The 15,613-nt window shown below is 66.4% G+C and carries 17 protein-coding genes; 12 read left to right on the top strand and 5 right to left on the bottom strand.

Translation table 11 applies throughout. The annotated features are described in order from the left end of the window. The first annotated feature begins 112 nt into the window (after window positions 1–112). The 5 genes from tatA (at window position 113) to ACIBW7_RS16695 (ending at window position 5,518) form a co-directional block, all read left to right on the top strand. The gene (gene tatA, locus ACIBW7_RS16715; protein WP_040691476.1) at window positions 113–388 is read left to right on the top strand and encodes a Sec-independent protein translocase subunit TatA; all 276 of its coding nucleotides are present in this window, start codon (window positions 113–115) and stop codon (window positions 386–388) included. A 104-nt stretch (window positions 389–492) separates the two neighbouring features. After that, window positions 493–1,446 (top strand): twin-arginine translocase subunit TatC, encoded by a 954-nt coding sequence (tatC, locus tag ACIBW7_RS16710; RefSeq protein WP_397047127.1) that lies wholly within the window; start codon window positions 493–495, stop codon window positions 1,444–1,446. Further along, window positions 1,443–4,187 carry a DEAD/DEAH box helicase gene (locus ACIBW7_RS16705; RefSeq protein WP_397048126.1) on the top strand — a complete coding sequence of 915 codons (2,745 nt, stop codon included), beginning with the start codon at window positions 1,443–1,445 and terminating at the stop codon, window positions 4,185–4,187. Before tatC ends, ACIBW7_RS16705 begins: the two co-directional genes overlap by 4 nt. 150 nt (window positions 4,188–4,337) lie before the next feature. Continuing rightward, window positions 4,338–5,066, top strand: a complete 729-nt coding sequence (locus tag ACIBW7_RS16700) for a DUF4333 domain-containing protein (protein ID WP_397047126.1) — start codon at window positions 4,338–4,340, stop codon at window positions 5,064–5,066. 182 nt (window positions 5,067–5,248) lie between these two features. After that, complete coding sequence (locus tag ACIBW7_RS16695) at window positions 5,249–5,518, top strand: dienelactone hydrolase family protein (protein ID WP_397047125.1); 270 nt, start codon at window positions 5,249–5,251, stop codon at window positions 5,516–5,518. Here the strand turns inward: ACIBW7_RS16695 and ACIBW7_RS16690 are convergent. Continuing rightward, complete coding sequence (locus ACIBW7_RS16690; protein WP_397047124.1) at window positions 5,455–6,426, bottom strand: 5'-3' exonuclease H3TH domain-containing protein; 972 nt, start codon at window positions 6,424–6,426, stop codon at window positions 5,455–5,457. The genes ACIBW7_RS16695 and ACIBW7_RS16690 overlap by 64 nt on opposite strands. 89 nt (window positions 6,427–6,515) lie before the next feature. Between ACIBW7_RS16690 and ACIBW7_RS16685 the strand changes: the two genes are divergently transcribed. Beyond that, window positions 6,516–7,643 carry a M24 family metallopeptidase gene (locus tag ACIBW7_RS16685; RefSeq protein WP_397047123.1) on the top strand — a complete coding sequence of 376 codons (1,128 nt, stop codon included), beginning with the start codon at window positions 6,516–6,518 and terminating at the stop codon, window positions 7,641–7,643. 51 nt (window positions 7,644–7,694) lie between these two features. Here ACIBW7_RS16685 and ACIBW7_RS16680 read toward each other — a convergent pair whose 3' ends face one another. Next, window positions 7,695–8,105 (bottom strand): PPOX class F420-dependent oxidoreductase, encoded by a 411-nt coding sequence (locus ACIBW7_RS16680; protein WP_364480916.1) that lies wholly within the window; start codon window positions 8,103–8,105, stop codon window positions 7,695–7,697. Window positions 8,106–8,244: 139 nt separating this feature from the next. On the opposite strand from ACIBW7_RS16680, the gene ACIBW7_RS16675 reads away from it, so the two are divergent. Genes ACIBW7_RS16675 through cbiE form a run of 3 tightly spaced genes read left to right on the top strand, consistent with a single transcriptional unit; the run spans window position 8,245 to window position 10,812 of the window. Beyond that, a complete protein-coding gene (locus ACIBW7_RS16675) occupies window positions 8,245–8,769 on the top strand; it encodes a hypothetical protein (protein WP_397047122.1) in 525 nt (174 codons plus the stop codon). Between the two features lie 43 nt (window positions 8,770–8,812). Continuing rightward, window positions 8,813–9,568, top strand: coding sequence for an SDR family NAD(P)-dependent oxidoreductase (locus ACIBW7_RS16670; RefSeq protein ID WP_397047121.1), 756 nt, complete (start codon window positions 8,813–8,815; stop codon window positions 9,566–9,568). Further along, window positions 9,562–10,812, top strand: coding sequence for a precorrin-6y C5,15-methyltransferase (decarboxylating) subunit CbiE (gene cbiE, locus ACIBW7_RS16665; protein WP_397047120.1), 1,251 nt, complete (start codon window positions 9,562–9,564; stop codon window positions 10,810–10,812). The genes ACIBW7_RS16670 and cbiE overlap by 7 nt, the downstream gene beginning before the upstream one ends. Before the next feature lie 155 nt (window positions 10,813–10,967). On the opposite strand, the gene ACIBW7_RS16660 is transcribed toward cbiE, so the two are convergent. Then, the gene (locus tag ACIBW7_RS16660) at window positions 10,968–12,056 is read right to left on the bottom strand and encodes a dihydrodipicolinate reductase (RefSeq protein ID WP_397047119.1); all 1,089 of its coding nucleotides are present in this window, start codon (window positions 12,054–12,056) and stop codon (window positions 10,968–10,970) included. Continuing rightward, complete coding sequence (locus ACIBW7_RS16655) at window positions 12,053–12,880, bottom strand: SDR family oxidoreductase (RefSeq protein ID WP_397047118.1); 828 nt, start codon at window positions 12,878–12,880, stop codon at window positions 12,053–12,055. The genes ACIBW7_RS16660 and ACIBW7_RS16655 overlap by 4 nt, the downstream gene beginning before the upstream one ends. Before the next feature lie 96 nt (window positions 12,881–12,976). Here ACIBW7_RS16655 and ACIBW7_RS16650 point away from each other — a divergent pair, with 96 nt between their 5' ends. The 3 genes from ACIBW7_RS16650 to ACIBW7_RS16640 all read left to right on the top strand — a co-directional run bounded on the left by ACIBW7_RS16650 (window position 12,977) and on the right by ACIBW7_RS16640 (window position 15,070). After that, on the top strand, window positions 12,977–13,570 hold the full coding sequence (locus tag ACIBW7_RS16650) for a helix-turn-helix domain-containing protein (protein ID WP_397047117.1): 594 nt from the start codon (window positions 12,977–12,979) through the stop codon (window positions 13,568–13,570). A gap of 178 nt (window positions 13,571–13,748) precedes the next feature. After that, window positions 13,749–14,330, top strand: coding sequence for a hypothetical protein (locus ACIBW7_RS16645; RefSeq protein WP_397047116.1), 582 nt, complete (start codon window positions 13,749–13,751; stop codon window positions 14,328–14,330). Further along, the gene (locus tag ACIBW7_RS16640; protein WP_397048124.1) at window positions 14,327–15,070 is read left to right on the top strand and encodes a cobalt-precorrin-6A reductase; all 744 of its coding nucleotides are present in this window, start codon (window positions 14,327–14,329) and stop codon (window positions 15,068–15,070) included. The genes ACIBW7_RS16645 and ACIBW7_RS16640 overlap by 4 nt, the downstream gene beginning before the upstream one ends. Window position 15,071: 1 nt before the next feature. On the opposite strand, the gene ACIBW7_RS16635 is transcribed toward ACIBW7_RS16640, so the two are convergent. Continuing rightward, entirely contained in the window at window positions 15,072–15,602 is a 531-nt protein-coding gene (locus tag ACIBW7_RS16635) for a PadR family transcriptional regulator (RefSeq protein WP_397047115.1), read from the bottom strand. Window positions 15,603–15,613: the final 11 nt, after the last annotated feature.

Below are 15,613 nucleotides of genomic sequence, written 5' to 3'. Positions count from 1 at the left end.
TTCGTGTCGTACGGGTGCAGTTGAACGCACAGCGAACGCGCACCGACGCGGGGGTTCTCGCATGTCATAGTCCGGTAGCATCGGAGCTACCACATTCTTTGGAGGTTTAATTATGGGCAGTCTGAGCATCTGGCACTGGCTGATCATCGCCGCGGTCTTCGTGATGTTCTTCGGCGCGAAGCGTATGCCCGATGCCGCCCGCAGCCTGGGCCGCTCGCTGCGCATCTTCAAGAGCGAAGTCAGCCAGATGCAGAACGAGAGCAGCAGCGCACAGGCAAGTGCAGCACCGGTACAGCAACCGGCCGCCGAACTGCCACAGGCCTCGGCGGTCCAGCCGACGGTCGCGCAGCCGCAGGCCGAGCCCCAGGCCCAGCCGAAGTCGCTCTGAGCCCAGCCTTGCCGCCGGGGTGAGTAGCGAACTCGCTCCGGGCCTAGTGCTGTTGCCCGCCGACCGCTGCGGGCACCGTCGACCCCAGGGGCCAACACACCACCATGCGAATCCCGTTCGATCCCCGGCGCAGTAAGCGCAGGACGAATCCCGACGGCACCATGTCGTTGGTCGAGCATCTGCAAGAGCTGCGCCGTCGGCTGCTGATCTCGATCGCCGCGGTCGTCGTCACCACGCTGTTCGGCTTCTTCTGGTATGCGCACACGATCTTCGGCATCGAAAGCCTGGGTTCGCTGCTGACCGGACCCTACTGTTCCCTGCCCGCCTCCTCGCGAGCTGTGCTCACCACCGACGGCGCCTGCCGCCTGCTGGCGACCGCGCCCTTCGAGCAGTTCATGCTGCGGTTGAAGGTCGGTATGACGGCGGGCGTGGTGCTGGCCGCGCCGGTGTGGCTGTATCAGATCTGGGCCTTCATCACGCCCGGTCTGTACGCGAAGGAACGCAAGTACGCGGTCGGCTTCGTCACCTCCGGTAGCGCGCTGTTCGTGACCGGCGCCGTACTCGCGTATTGGGTTGTCGCACACGCGTTGAGCTTCCTGCTGAACATCGGCAACAACGCGCAGATCACCGCGCTGAGCGGTACGCAATACTTCAGCTTCATCATCCAGCTGCTCGTCATTTTCGGTGTCAGCTTCGAAATCCCGCTGCTGGTAGTCGGATTGAATCTGGTCGGGGTGCTGCACTACGACAAGCTCGCCAAGTGGCGGCGCGGAATCGTCTTCGGGCTCTTCGTCTTCGCCGCGATCGTGACCCCGCAGGATCCGTTCTCCATGCTGGCCTTGGCGCTGGCTCTGACGGTGCTGTTCGAGGTCGCAATCCAGTTCTCCCGGATCAACGACAAGCGGCGCGCACGTCGGGAGGCCGAGGAATTGGCGGCGCTTGCGGATGAGGAAGCCTCCACGATCTCCGGTCCCGAGCCGATCAACCCCGCCGATTCGATCATGGAGCCCCCGGAGAAATCGGCGCGACCCGTGTCGGACTACTCCGATACCCTCTGACCGTGACGTATCACCAGTCGCAGGCGGGCGAGCTGGCAAAGTTCTCCGCCGAGCTGACTTTCGGGTTGGATCCCTTCCAGCGCAATGCCTGCAAAGCCCTCGAGGGCGGGCACAGCGTGCTGGTCTGTGCCCCGACCGGCGCCGGTAAGACCGTTGTCGGCGAGTTCGCGGTGCATCTCGCGTTGGCAGCGGGCGGAAAGTGTTTCTACACCACACCGATCAAAGCGCTGTCGAACCAGAAGTTCGCCGACCTGACCGAGCGGTACGGGCGCGACCAGGTCGGACTGCTCACCGGTGACCAGTCGATCAACCCGGACGCACCCGTGGTCGTGATGACCACCGAGGTGCTGCGCAATATGCTCTACGCCTCCTCGGACGCGCTGCGCGGACTGTCGTATGTGGTGATGGACGAGGTGCACTACCTCGCCGACCGCTTCCGCGGCGCGGTCTGGGAGGAGGTCATCCTGCATCTGCCGCCGGATGTGCGGCTGGTCAGCCTGTCCGCGACGGTCAGCAATGCCGAGGAATTCGGCGCGTGGATGGAAACCGTGCGCGGCGATACCGCGGTGGTCGTCGACGAGACTCGCCCGGTGCCGCTGTGGCAGCACGTCATGGTCGGGCGGCGGATGTTCGATCTGTTCGATACCAACTCCAGCGAGCAGAAGGTGCTCGTCGACGAGGATCTGGTGCGCTATATCCGCCACCGCGAGGCGGCGGACCGGATGAACGGCTGGGGTGGACCGCGCGGTCGGGGTGGCAACCGCAACTTCCGGCCGTTGCCGCGGCCGGAGGTGCTGGCCAAGCTCGATGACGAAGGCCTGCTGCCCGCGATCACCTTCATCTTCAGCCGGGCCGGATGCGATGCGGCGCTTGCTCAGTGTCTGCGTTCGCGACTGGATCTCAGGGGGACGGTAGTCGGCGGAGCCGACGGGGTCGGTAAATACCGCCGGGACGACGAGACCGAAGAGATCGACGCGATCATCGAGAAGCACACCGGGGATCTGCCCAAGGGCGATCTGGAGGTGCTCGGCTACTGGGAGTGGCGCGAGGCGCTGCATCGCGGCCTGGCTGCACATCACGCGGGCATGCTGCCCGCCTTCCGGCATACCGTCGAGGAATTGTTCGTGCGCGGTCTGGTGCGGGCCGTATTCGCCACGGAGACACTGGCTTTGGGCATCAATATGCCCGCGCGGACGGTGGTGCTCGAGCGGCTTGTCAAGTACAACGGCGAGTCGCACGCCGAGCTGACGCCTGGGGAGTACACGCAGCTCACGGGTCGGGCCGGGCGGCGCGGGATCGATGTCGAGGGCCATGCGGTGGTGCTGTGGCAGCCCGAGGTCGACACCAGTGCGGTCGCCGGTCTTGCATCCACCCGTACCTATCCGCTGCGCAGTTCGTTCCGGCCGGGGTACAACATGTCGATCAATCTGATCGATCGGATGGGCGCGGACGAGTCGCGGGCACTACTGGAGCGGTCTTTCGCGCAGTTCCAGGCCGACCGATCGGTGGTGGGGCTGGTGCGCGGGATCGAGCGCAACGAGGGGCAGTTGCGTAAGTTGCGCGATCAACTCGGTGGCGAGGACGGCGGGTTCCTGGAATATATCTCCCTGCGCGAGCGGATCAAGCAGCGGGAACGTCAGATCGCGCAGCAGGGTCGGGCCGATCGGCGCGGTGCCGCGGTCGACGCGCTGGTCTCCCTGCGGCGCGGCGACGTGGTGGCCATTCCATCCGGGCGGCGGGCCGGGCTCGCGGTGATTCTGGAGCCGGATGCCACGCCGGGGGATCCGCGTCCGCTGGTACTGACCGAGGACAAGTGGGCGGGTCGGGTATCGGTCGCCGATTTCCCGGTCCCTGCCAAGACGCTGGGGCATATGCGGCTGCCACGCAAGATCGATCACCGCACAGCACGGACTCGGCGCGATCTGGCGTCGGCGTTGCGCAGCACCGGGATCTCGGCGCCGGGCCGGCCGCGGCGCGGTGACCGTTCGCAGGGGGGCGAGGACCGCGAGCTGTCGACATTGCGGCGCAGTCTGCGTTCGCATCCGGCGCACACCCGGCCCGATCGCGAGCAGATGAGCCGGGTGGGCGAGCGCTATAACCGGCTGCTTCGCGAGACCGAAACGATGCGCCAGAAGGTTGCCGCGACCACCAATTCGCTGGCGCGCACCTTCGACCGGATCCTCGGCCTGCTCGAGGAGCGCGGGTTCGTGGACGCGGGCGAAGTGACCGCCGATGGACGGCGGCTGGCCAGGATCTACGCCGAAAGTGATCTGCTGGTCGCCGAATGTCTGCGGCAGGGACTGTGGCGCGGGCTCGGTCCGGCCGAATTGGCGGCGGTGGTTTCGATTCTGGTGTACGAATCCCGCCAGGAGGGCGGCTATCTCGGCGCCAGCGGGCCGACCGAACCGATTCGCCGTGCCGTCGGCACGACCGTCGGGGTGTGGGGTGAGTTGCGCTCCGATGAGGCACGGCACAAGCTGCCGCCCACCCGTGAACCGGATCTCGGTTTCGTGACAGGTGTTTACAAATGGGCGCGCGGCGATGGGTTGGCCGAGTCGTTGCTGGCCAGCGGTGATCAGAACGCGCCGCTGTCCGCGGGCGATTTCGTGCGGTGGTGCCGACAGGTGATCGATCTGCTCGACCAGATCCACGGAACCGCCGACGATGTGGAGGTCGCCGGGACCGCGGCCAAGGCCGTACGCGCGATCCGACGGGGTGTCGTAGCCGTGGACGCCGCGTAGCCGATTCGATTGTGATTTGATTTCTTTCGCGTACCGACCGTGGCGGAGGAGTCGGACAGGATCGCACCTCATACCGGATCGGTCCTGTTGTGCGACGAGTCTCACGCGGGGGGCTACCGTGTGTATAACGATGCGAGTGGAGGCAACCAGATGAGCGGCCCGTACGGACCGAACGACGCCCCTGGTCCCGGGGAGGGACGCAATGATCCCACCCAGCAGTGGGGCGGACAGCAGGCACCCGGTGCAGCCGGGCCGACCCAGCAGTGGGGTGGCACCCCGCAGGCGCAGCCGACCCAGCAGTGGGGCGATCCGAGCGCGCAGCAGCAGCCGCAGTGGGGTCAGCCGAATCCGCAGAGCCAGCCCAGTCAGCCGCAGTGGGGTCAGCCGAATCCGCAGAGCCAGCCCAGCCAGCCGCAGTGGGGCCAGCCCCAGCCCAGCCAGCCGAGTCAGCCGCAGTGGGGGCAGCAGCCGACCCAGCAGGACTGGTCGGCGCAGCAGGGACAACAGCCCTGGCAGCAGGGCCAGCAGCAGCCGTGGCAGCAGCAGACCCCGCAGCCGAGCAGCGGCGGCAAGAGCAAGGGCCTGTTCATCGGCCTAGGTGTGCTCGCGCTCGCCGTCGTCGGTGCCATCGTGGCGCTGGTGCTCGTGCTGACCAGCAAGGACGAGCTCGATCAGGCCGCCGTTCAGGACGGCGTCAAGAAGGTGCTCTCGGATTCCTACGGAATCCAGGACGTCGCCGATGTCTCCTGCCCCTCGGGCCAGCAGGTCAAGGTCGACGCGACCTTCACCTGTGATCTGAAGGTCAGCGGTGAGCAGAAGAAGGTCACCGTCAAGATCACCAAGGACGACGGAACCTACGAGGTCGGCCGCCCGAACTGACGGGTTCTTCGGTCGGCAGGTCGGCGAGCGGGCGTCGGTGGGGCGGCCCCGCTGCGCGGGCATTGCGGGCGAGCGGGGGTACGTTGCGCGGCGATCAGCTTCTGCCCGGGTAGGTCCAACTGCTGAGTCGAATACGGCGGTGCCGGGCCCTTGTTCCCGGCTCTTGTCGATCGAGCGGTCGGGTGGGCGCGAAGCACGCTTTCTACTTCCCCGGCCGGGAGCCGTACGACGAAGCCGCCGCTCAGGATTCGTGGCGGCGCGCCGCCGAGCTGTTCGCGTGGTGGCGCAGAGGTATTGACGGCCTCGCACAACCTGCAGCAACCTATGCGAATGCGAGGTCGCTACTGGGTATGCGAGGCCTCGTGCTTGTGCGTGACGATCGGTGCGGTCACGCCGAGTGTGCTGCGGTCAGTGCCGCGATCAGGCGGGTGATGGGGCTTTCCGCGTTGTAGGCGGTGGCCAGTTCGCGGAGGTGGTCCGGGTCGGCGGGGGTTGTCGGCAGGGTGTCGGGGCAGGACAGCTCCACATCGGCGTCACAGACCACGCGGGTGACCGGGGCGGCGGCCTTCAGGTAGGTCTCGGCGGCGCGGAGTTTGGCGCGGATGCCCTGGGCCATATCGGCTGCGGGGTCGTCCACGGCCGCGGTGAGCGCGTCGAGGGAGCTGAAGCGGGAGATGAGCATCGCGGCGGATTTCTCGCCGATACCTGCGACGCCGGGCAAGCCGTCGGAGGAGTCGCCGCGCAGGGTCGCCATATCCGCATAGGCCGGGCCCGCATTCTCCAGTGGCACACCGTATTTCGCGGATACCTCGGCGGGGCCGAACAATTCGGCCTTGGCCAATCCGCGACCGGCGTAGAGCACGCGCACCGGCGGTGCCGGATCGTCGCGGACGAGTTGGAGCAGGTCGCGGTCGCCGCTGACGACCACCACCGGATCGGTGTGCTCGCGGGTGGCCAGGGTGCCGAGCACGTCGTCGGCCTCGAGTCCGATCGCGCCGCCGGTGGCGATGCCCGCCGCAGCGAGCACCTCGAGGATCATCTCGACCTGTGGAGTCAAGGTGTCCGGCACGTCCTCGGCGCCGGGTGCCGAATCGGCGGTGGTGTCGAGACGGTGGGTCTTGTAGGTCGGCACCAGCGCCACCCGGAATGCGGGGCGCCAATCCAGGTCCAGGCAGACAACCAACCGGCTCGGCTTGTGTTTGGTGATGAGCGAGGCGACCATATCGGTGAAGCCGCGCAGGGCGTTCACCGATCGGCCGTCGGGTGCGGTGATCTTCTCCGGAATCGCGTGGAACGCGCGGAACCACAGGCTCGCGCCATCGAGCAACAGCAGGGGCCCACCGGAAGTCGCAGTGTTCACGCCGCTGAGGCTACCTGTCCGCAACGACAACCTCGGGTGATCGGTATTCGTATTCTGGTTGATGTCGGGGGCGGGTAACGTCGCACGGTATGAGCTCGCACACGGAGTCCCGATTCGCGGCGGATGTCTACGGTGATCGACTCGAGCGGGCGGTGCAGTTGATGCGCGCCGCTCATCTGGACGCACTATTGATCACGCCGGGGCCAGATCTGCGCTATCTCATCGGCTCGGCGGCGGAGTCCTTCGAGCGACTGACTTGTCTGGTGATCACGGCCGATGGCGCCACCCCCTCGGTGGTGATCCCGAAGCTCGAACTGGCCTCGCTGGAGGGTTCGGCTGCGGGTGAACTCGGTCTGCAGGTGCTGGATTGGGTCGACGGCGTGGATCCGTATCAGCTCGTGAAGTCGTCGCTGCACGTGGGCTCCCGGGTCGCGGTCACCGATGTCATGCCCGCATTGCATCTGCTGCCGCTGGCCGAATCCGTCAGTGGACTGCCCACTTCGGCCACGCCGGTGCTGCGGGAACTGCGAATGATCAAGGACCAGGCCGAAATCGAGGCGCTGCGGCGTGCGGGCGCAGCCATCGACCGGGTACATGCGCGGATGGGTGAATTCCTGCGCGTCGGGCGCACCGAGGCCGAGGTCGGCGCTGATATTTCGGCGGCGATCGTCGAGGAGGGGCACACCGACGCGGCATTCGTCATCGTCGGCAGCGGACCGCACGGCGCCGACCCGCACCACGGCGTCTCCGATCGTCGCATCGAAGCCGGCGATGTGGTGGTGATCGATATCGGCGGCCCGGTCGACCCCGGCTACTACTCGGATTCGACCCGCACCTACGTCCTCGGTGCGCCCAAGTCCACCGTGGCCACACAATTCGGGGAACTCGAGCGCGCCCAAGCTGCCGCCGTCGCCGCCGTCCGCCCCGGTGTCACCGCCGAATCGGTCGACGCCGCAGCGCGAAACCTGTTGACCGAAGCCGGTTTCGGCCCCGCCTTCGTCCACCGCACCGGCCACGGCATCGGCCTCTCGGTCCACGAGGAGCCCTACATCGTCGAAGGCAACAGCCTGGTCCTGGAACCCGGCATGGCCTTCAGCATCGAACCCGGCATCTACTTCCGGGGCGATTGGGGCGCACGCATCGAGGACATCGTCGTGGTCACCGAGGACGGCTGCGAGTCGATGAACCAGCGTCCGCACGGGTTGACGGTGCTCTGAGACCCGGCGAAATGCCCTGGAGTGCAATGACTTCCGAGGTCGGCGTGCGGTTCAGGCTGGGGTGTGTGCGAGGGTGCTGCTGGAGAGTACGCGCTGGACTCGGATGGCGATGACCACGCGGGTCGGGTTCTCGCGGGGGACTCGGTAGCGGCCCGCGTATCGGTCGACCGCTTCCGCGACATTGTCCGGATCGTCGAGCACCGTGGCCGGGCCTTCCAGAGTGATCCAGCGGATTCCGTCCACCTGGCTCACTGCCGCGTAGCCGGATCGCCGCACATTGCGCACCTTCACCGAGCCGTCGTTGGTGATCACTCGCGCGATCCCGGCTTCCGGATCCCAGGTGAAACCCACCGCGACCACATGCGGCGTGCCGTCGGCGCGCAGGGTGGTCAGGGTCGCGAGGTGTCGTTCGGCGACGAATTCGAGTGCGGCGGTGGACAGCTGTGCTGTGCTGGTCGGCATCCCCTGACCGTAGCGGTATGCGGGCCGCCCGGCACCGACACATACCCAGTCCACACTTCCGGTACGGACTGGTCAGTTCGGTGTTCTGTGCATGCTCGGATATTCTGAGCGCCGAGATCGACAATCGAGGGGGTCAGGGATGCAGAGCACGGATGTCCAGTTGGCCGCCCGATGGTGGCAGTGGGCCCTGTCGATTCCGATCGCCAAGAATCCGGTTTGCGACGAGACCGGAGCCTGCGCAGCCGAAGCCCAGCCCGACGATGTGTGGTTCCTCGCCGGAACGTTCGGCGGCAAGGTCAGCCGAAGCTGCACCGTGCCCTACGGTCGCCCGATTTTCTTTCCCACCTTCAATATCTTCCAGAAGGTCGAAAGGTCGTTTTTCCAATTCGGCAGCCGACCTCCGGTGGTACCGACGGCGAGCGGCCACGCCGAGCTGAACGGCATCGCGTTACCGCTGCTGGAAGTGACCAACCGCGCGGCATTTCCCATCAACGCGGCAGCCGGCGGCCCGTTCCAGGTGGCCGGCCGTTTCAAGGCGACGGCCTGGGGGCTCTGGTGCAGGCTGGACGACCTGCTCCGCGGCGACTACATCCTCACCTTCGGCGGTGAGTACGAGCCGGGAGGCTTCTGGGTCGAGGCCTCCTATCAGCTCGAGATCGTCTGACCTGGCGGATCGGCATAGCGGGGTGGGGTGAAAGACTGGCGGCATGGGATCGCGTGGAATTGCCGAGGGGCCGGTGCTGGTGCTCGGGGGCCGCAGTGAGATCGGGCTCGAGGTGGCGCGGCGGCTGGCGCCGGGGCGTGTGGTGATACTCGCGGCGCGGCGCAGTGCAGAGTTGACGCAGGAGAGTGCGGCGGTTGCGGCAGCCGGGGCGACGGCAGTGCATACCGTCGAATTCGATGCGGATGATACGGCGAGTCATCCCGCGCTGCTGGAGAAGATCGCGGCCGAGTACGGGGGGATAGGGGTCGCGGTGGTGGCATTCGGAGTGCTCGGGGATCAGGCGCGGGCCGAACGTGATCCGGCACATGCGATCGCGGTCGTGCACACCGATTACGTCGCGCAGATCAGCGTGCTCACCATCCTCGCGAATATGCTGCGTGCGCAGGGCAGTGGGCATCTCGTCGTCTTCAGCTCGTTCGCGGGCGCGCGGGTGCGGCGAGCCAACTACGTCTACGGCTCGGCGAAGGCGGGTCTCGACGGATTCGCCAGCGGTCTCACGGATGCGTTGCACGGCAGCGGTGTTCATCTGCTGCTGCTGCGTTGCGGGTTCGTCATCGGCCGGATGACCGAGGGCATGGACCCGGCACCGATGTCCAGCACCCCCGACCAGGTAGCGGATGCGGTCGTGCGCGGCCTGCGTCGTCGTGCCGGTCGGGTGTGGGTCCCCGGCATTCTGCGTCCGGTCATCTTCACGATTCGCCTACTGCCCCAACCCATCTGGCGTCGGATGCCATGGTGAACGGCGGTGCGGGGTGGAGTGGGCCGCCGATCGCTGTCGTCGGTATCGGTGCCGACGGGTGGAGCGGGCTCGGCGAGGCTGCGCGCGAAGCAGTCTCGGATGCCGAAGTGGTATTCGGATCGGCGCGGCAACTCGAGCTGATTCCGCAGGACATTGCGGTGGCGCAGCGGGAGTGGCCTTCGCCGTTGGTCCCTGCACTGCCCGGTTTGTTCGCCGACCACACCGGTCGGCAGATATGCGTGCTGGCCAGTGGGGATCCGATGTTCTACGGCATCGGGGTGACGTTGGCACGGCTGTTCGGTGCGGATCGCCTGCGGGTAATTCCGCAGGCATCATCGGCATCGCTGGCATGCGCACGGTTGGGTTGGGCGTTGGCGGAAACTCCGGTGGTGAGCGCGGTGGGGCGGCCGGTGCAGACGGTGTTGCCCGAGTTGGCGGACCGGCGGCGGGTGCTGGTGCTGAGCGCGGACGAGCACACGCCGGGGCAGCTCGCGGAGCTGTTGCGGGACAATGGTTTCGGTGAGTCGACACTGACCGTGCTCGAGCAGTTGGGCGGCCCGCGCGAACGGGTCGTGCGCGATTGTGCGGCGGGGTGGGAACTCGCGGCGGGGGACCCGCTCAATATCGTCGCGATCGACTGCGTCGCCGACCCGAAGCACCTGCGGGCGACGCGGGTGCCCGGACTGGTGGATGAGCTCTTCGGCGGTGACGGTCAACTCACCAAATCCGAAGTCAGGGCAATGACACTGGCCGCGCTGGCGCCCGCGCCCGGGGAATTGCTGTGGGATGTCGGCGGGGGTTCGGGCAGTATCGCGATCGAATGGTGTCGCACGCATTCGAGCTGTCGGGCGGTCAGCTTCGAGCGAGTCGAACACCGGCGGCGGCAGATCGCCGACAACGCCGCCGCCCTTGGTGTTCCACACGTCGGTGTGCGTGGAGAGATACTCACCGACATCGGAAAATCTACCGAATTAGTGCCTCCGGACGCAATATTTATCGGTGGCGGGCTCACTCAGGATGGCGTACTCGAGACATGCTGGTCGCATCTACGCCAGGGCGGCCGCTTGGTGGCGAATGCGGTGACGGCGGAATCCGAAGCACTGCTACTGAATTGGGCCGCCGCGCACGGCGGTGAACTGCGGAAGTTTCAAATCTACCGGGCCGAAGCCCTCGGCAACTTTACGACTTGGCGGCCGCAATTGCCGGTCACCCAGTGGACGGTTGTGAAAGGTGACTCGGTCTGAAGACCTCGATGCGGGGTGAAACGGACTCGATCCGGCGGTGGGCTCGGTGCCCACGATCTGGACGTTATCGCCGGATTCGTGTCCCATCGGGGAGGGGCGGATGAATTCTCCTGCCACCGTGGCGGGTTGGGGTTTCGGCGGCGAGAGCGCTGCCCTCAGCGGATCGTGCCCGCCCCCGGAATCAGTGGCAGGTCGAGTGCGGTTACCCAGCCGGGCGGCAGCTCGTTGACCGCGGGTACGGCGTTCAGCGCGCGCATGCCCGTCGCAAGACAGCCCGCCACCGCCGGTGTGCGGCCGGAACCGTCGGTGAACCGGAATTGGGTCTCTTGGGATATGGAGGGCGAGCCGACGATATCGACACGGTAGACGTCGTCGCGGGTGCCGACGGGCCAGTGCGGTGCGGCGTCTCGGCCGATGCGGTTGACGTGTTCGAGGGTGATGACCTCGCGGCCCTGGTAGACGCCGTTGATGGTGAATCGGATGGCGGCGACCGTGCCCGCTTTCACGATGCCCTTGGCCGACGGCCGATCCTCGGGGGTCACCCATTTGTCCCAGGTGGTGGTGATGGCGTCGAGTTCTATGCCCGCGGCGCTGGCGATCATGGGCACCGTCGGGCCCCAAGCCATGATCAGCAGGTCCGGATATTCCAGCAGCGCTTGGAATTCCGGCGGATGGCCGATGCCCATCTCGAATTCGTAGTCGCCTTCGTAGTCGGTGTAGTCGAGCAGTTCCGAGGCCCGTACCGACTCCACCGCACCGCACAGACCCATGAGGGTCATGGGGAACAGGTCATTGGCGAAGCCGGGGTCGATGCCGGTGGTGAAGCAGGATGCCCCGCCCTCGGCGCACGCGTCGGTGATGGGATCACGCCATAGGTCAGGGGTCTTGTCCATGGCGGGCCACACCCACGGTGTCATGGCCGTCGAGCACACGTCGACGCCTGCGCGCAGGAATGCGCCGATGACCTTGATGTTCTCGTCGGCGAACTGGGCGGTGGGGCCGTAGTGCACGACCGCGTCGGGGCGCAATGCGATCAGGTCGTCGACCGAATCCGTGGCCAGGACGCCGGTTTGCTGCGCTCCGCAGAGATCCCCGGCATCCTTGCCGACCTTGTCGGGGTTGTTGACACCGACGCCGACCAGTTCGAAACGTGGGTGGCGCAGGATTTCCGCCAGCACCATCGAGCCGACGACGCCGGTACCCCACAGGACGATTCGCTTCTTGATGGTTGCTCCTGTGCTCATCGGTGGAACTCGCCGCAGTCGACGGTCAGCATCTGCCCGGTGACGGCAGTGGCCAGATCGCTGGCCAGGAACAGCGCGGCGCGGGCGACTTCTTCGGGTCCGGCCAGTCGCTGTAGATCGGTCGGTGCGGCCTTCTCGCGGTATATGTCGGCGTGTGTGACTCCGGCTTGGCCGGCCAGCCAGTCGAAGTAGGCCTTGTTGATGTCCTCGTAGACGTAGGACGGCGCGACACTGTTCACGCGGATGCCGCGCGGGCCGAGCTCGGTGGCCAGCGACGATGCCAGATGCTGCAGTGCGCCTTTGGACAGCTTGTATCCGGAGTACTCCGGTTGCGAGCTGTAGGACACGCACGAGTTGAGCATGATGATCGAGCCGCGCGAGGCCGCCAGCGCGTCGGCGAACAAGGCCGAAAGGCGCAGTGGCGCGAACACATTGGTCTCGTTCACGGTGCGCAGGTGGTCGATCTCGATCTGGGTGATCGGGTTCATCGGAGGAATCGCGAAGGCATTGTTGATCAGGCAGTCGATGCGGCCGTACTCGGCTAGTGCGCGATCCGCCAGGGACTGTCGCTGCTCTTCGACGGTGATGTCGGCCGGTGCGACCAGGGCCGTGCCGCCCTGTTCTCGCACTTGTTCGGCGATCTTGTCGAGCTTGTGTTCCGTGCGGCTCACCAGGACCAGGTTCGCGCCCATGCGGGCGGCTTCGATGCTCAGCGAGTGTCCGAGCCCTGGGCCGACGCCCGCTATTACGAGGACTTTGTCCTGGAGCAGCGGTACCGGTCGATATGTTTCGGCGGGTGCGGTGATGTGCGGGGCAGCTGACACGGTCTACTCCTCGAGTCCCCAGCGGTTACATAATGTAACGACTATTGATGTGACAGACTGTAACGACTCCACCTCGCGCGGACAAGGACGAATTTCATGACCGAACGCCACCGGCTGGGCCCACGCCGCGATCCCGCGGTCGACCGCGCGGTGCTCGACGCCGCACGCGCCCTGCTGGTCGAAAAGGGTTATGCCGCAACGTCCATCGATGCCGTCGCGGCCCGGGCCGGGGTCAGCCGCCCGGCCATCTACCGGCGCTGGCCGTCCAAGGCCCACCTCATCGCCAAGGCGGTCTTTCCCGACGTCGGCTCCGACCAGGTGGCGCCGGACCTGATCAGCGAGATCCGCAAGGTCATCCGCGGGACCGTCCAACTGTTCGGCTCAGCCGAAACCCGCGTCGCCATGCCAGGGCTTATGGCCGAGATGCGCGAGGATTCCGGACTCTACGAGAAACTTGCCGCCCGCCTGGACACCCCCACCCGCGTCGAACTCGGCGACTACCTGTCCGTCGAGAGTGAGTCGGCGCGCCCGGGCCTCGACGCGAACACTCTGCTCGATGCCATTGCGGGCGCGGCATTGTTCGCCATGTGCATCCGTGACATCGATGATGTCGACAGCTTCGCCGCCTCACTCGAGGATCTGCTGTTGTATGGGGTCATCGGAGCTCGAAGCGAGTCGCCAACTTCCTGACGGTTGCGGTGCATGTGGTCGCGGACAGGGCGGGACCCGAGGCCGACGAAAGCTGGACCAGGACCGGAATCCGGCTCGGACTGCGCCGCCTGTAGTGAAACATCCGTGAGTAAAAGGTATGGTCGGGGCCCACGACCGCAGCGCAAAGGGTCTGCGTATCAGCTGTATCGGGAGATTTATGAAGTACAAAAAGTTTGCCGCCACCGCAATGATGGCCGTTGCGGCCACCGGTATTGCGGCGGGTACGTCCGGCGCCGCTCCAGCGGTGCCCGCTCCGGCCGTCCAGAACCAGGCCGCGCCCGCCGCACAGGGCGAGGACCACGGTGTGAACTACGCGGTGCAGCTGGTCGACAAGTCGATTGTCGCGGCGGTTACCGGCGGCGCGTTCAGTCTCGATGCCGACCAGAAGTACGTCACGGTGAAGAACACCGAGGGCGCGGTCGTCACCTCGATTCCGCTGAAGGCGCAGGTCGGCGACCAGCTGATCCCGATCGCGGCCACCATCGACCCCGCGGGCCAGAAGCTGACGCTGACTCCCGAGGTCAAGCCGACCGCCGCGGTCAGCGCCGAGGCGATCTCCTCGCAGGAGTGGTTCTTCAGCGAGCTGCAGCGCGCCTCGCTCGGTGCGGTGATCGGCGGCATCATCGGATTCTTCTTCTTCGGCATCGGTCTGCCGGTGGGTGCGTTGATCGGTCTGCTCATCGCGGGTGGTCCGAACCTGATCAATGCGGGCATCGCCTACTTCAGCGGGCAGCCCTGAAAATTCTGATTCTGGGCGGTACCCGGGAAGCCAGGGAAATTGCCCACATCGCTTCCGGCGAGCGAGGATTCGATATCGTCTCCTCGCTCGCCGGTCGTGTTCGCGACCCGCTGCTGCCGGAGGGGCCGGTGCGGATCGGCGGCTTCGGTGGTGTGAATGGTCTGCGGAAGTGGTTGGCGGACAACGAGATCGCGGTCGTCATCGATGCCACACATCCGTTTGCGGGCATGATCAGCGCGAATGCGGCCGGTGCCGCAACGGATCTCGGTTTACCACTACTGCATGTGCGGCGGCCGGGTTGGTCCGAACAGCCCGGTGATCGGTGGATCCGGGTGCCCGATCTCGACGCGGCCGCGCACGAGGTTTGCGAGCTGGGGGAGCGCGTCTTCCTGACGATCGGCCGACAAGGTGTCGCCGCCTTCGCGGGCCTGACGGAACAGTGGTTTCTGATCCGTGCCATCGACCCGCCCACCGGCGCGCTGCCGCCGCACCACGAATTGCTCCTCGCGCGTGGGCCCTTCTCGCCCGCGGATGAGCAGCGTCTGCTGACGCAACACCGGATCGACGTGCTGGTCACCAAGGACAGTGGCGGCGATCAGACCGCCGCCAAACTCGACGCCGCTCGCTCGGCGGGCCTTCCCGTGGTCGTCGTAGACCGCCCCGAGCTGCCGCCCGGAGCGGTGGTCGTGGAATCGGTCGATGCGGCGTGGAAATGGTTGCGGGAGATCGCATCCCGCTGATTCAGCGGCTGAGCACTTCCGGCAGGCGGTCGAACCAGGCGAGTACCGTACGCTCGTAGCCGATGCCGAATTCGAGGGTAGCGCGTTGATATGGGGACATGTCGGTGTGGTCGTCGGCGAGGTAGCGGTCCAGGCGTTGCTGGTGAATTTCCTTGTTGGCGGCGATGATTCGATCGAGACGATCGGAATCGACGTGCCTGCCGAAGGACAGGGTCAGTAGTAGCGGCACGCGAATGGTCTCCGCGCCGGGGTCACGGGCGATCCATTCGAGGAATGCTTCGTGACCGGCTTCGGTGATCTGATACGGCGTGCGCTCGCGCGCCCCGATCTCACCTTTTTCGACGAGTCCGGCCGCGTCCATGGCGGCCAGTTCCCGGTAGACCTGGCTTTGGGTAATGGTCCAGAAATCACCGATCCGGTCCTGGGCCTCGGTCACCAGATCCCAGCCCGACATCGGACCGTCGTGCAGAAATCCGAGCAGCGACGCCGCCGTGGAATTCAGCGATTTGCGTTGTGTCGAGGTGTTCGCCAATGTACTGCTCC

This window comes from Nocardia sp. NPDC049526 (assembly GCF_044465765.1).
GTDB lineage: Bacteria > Actinomycetota > Actinomycetes > Mycobacteriales > Mycobacteriaceae > Nocardia.
The sequence above is the reverse complement of the archived record's forward strand: the minus strand, read 5'-3'. Positions and strand labels throughout refer to the sequence as shown.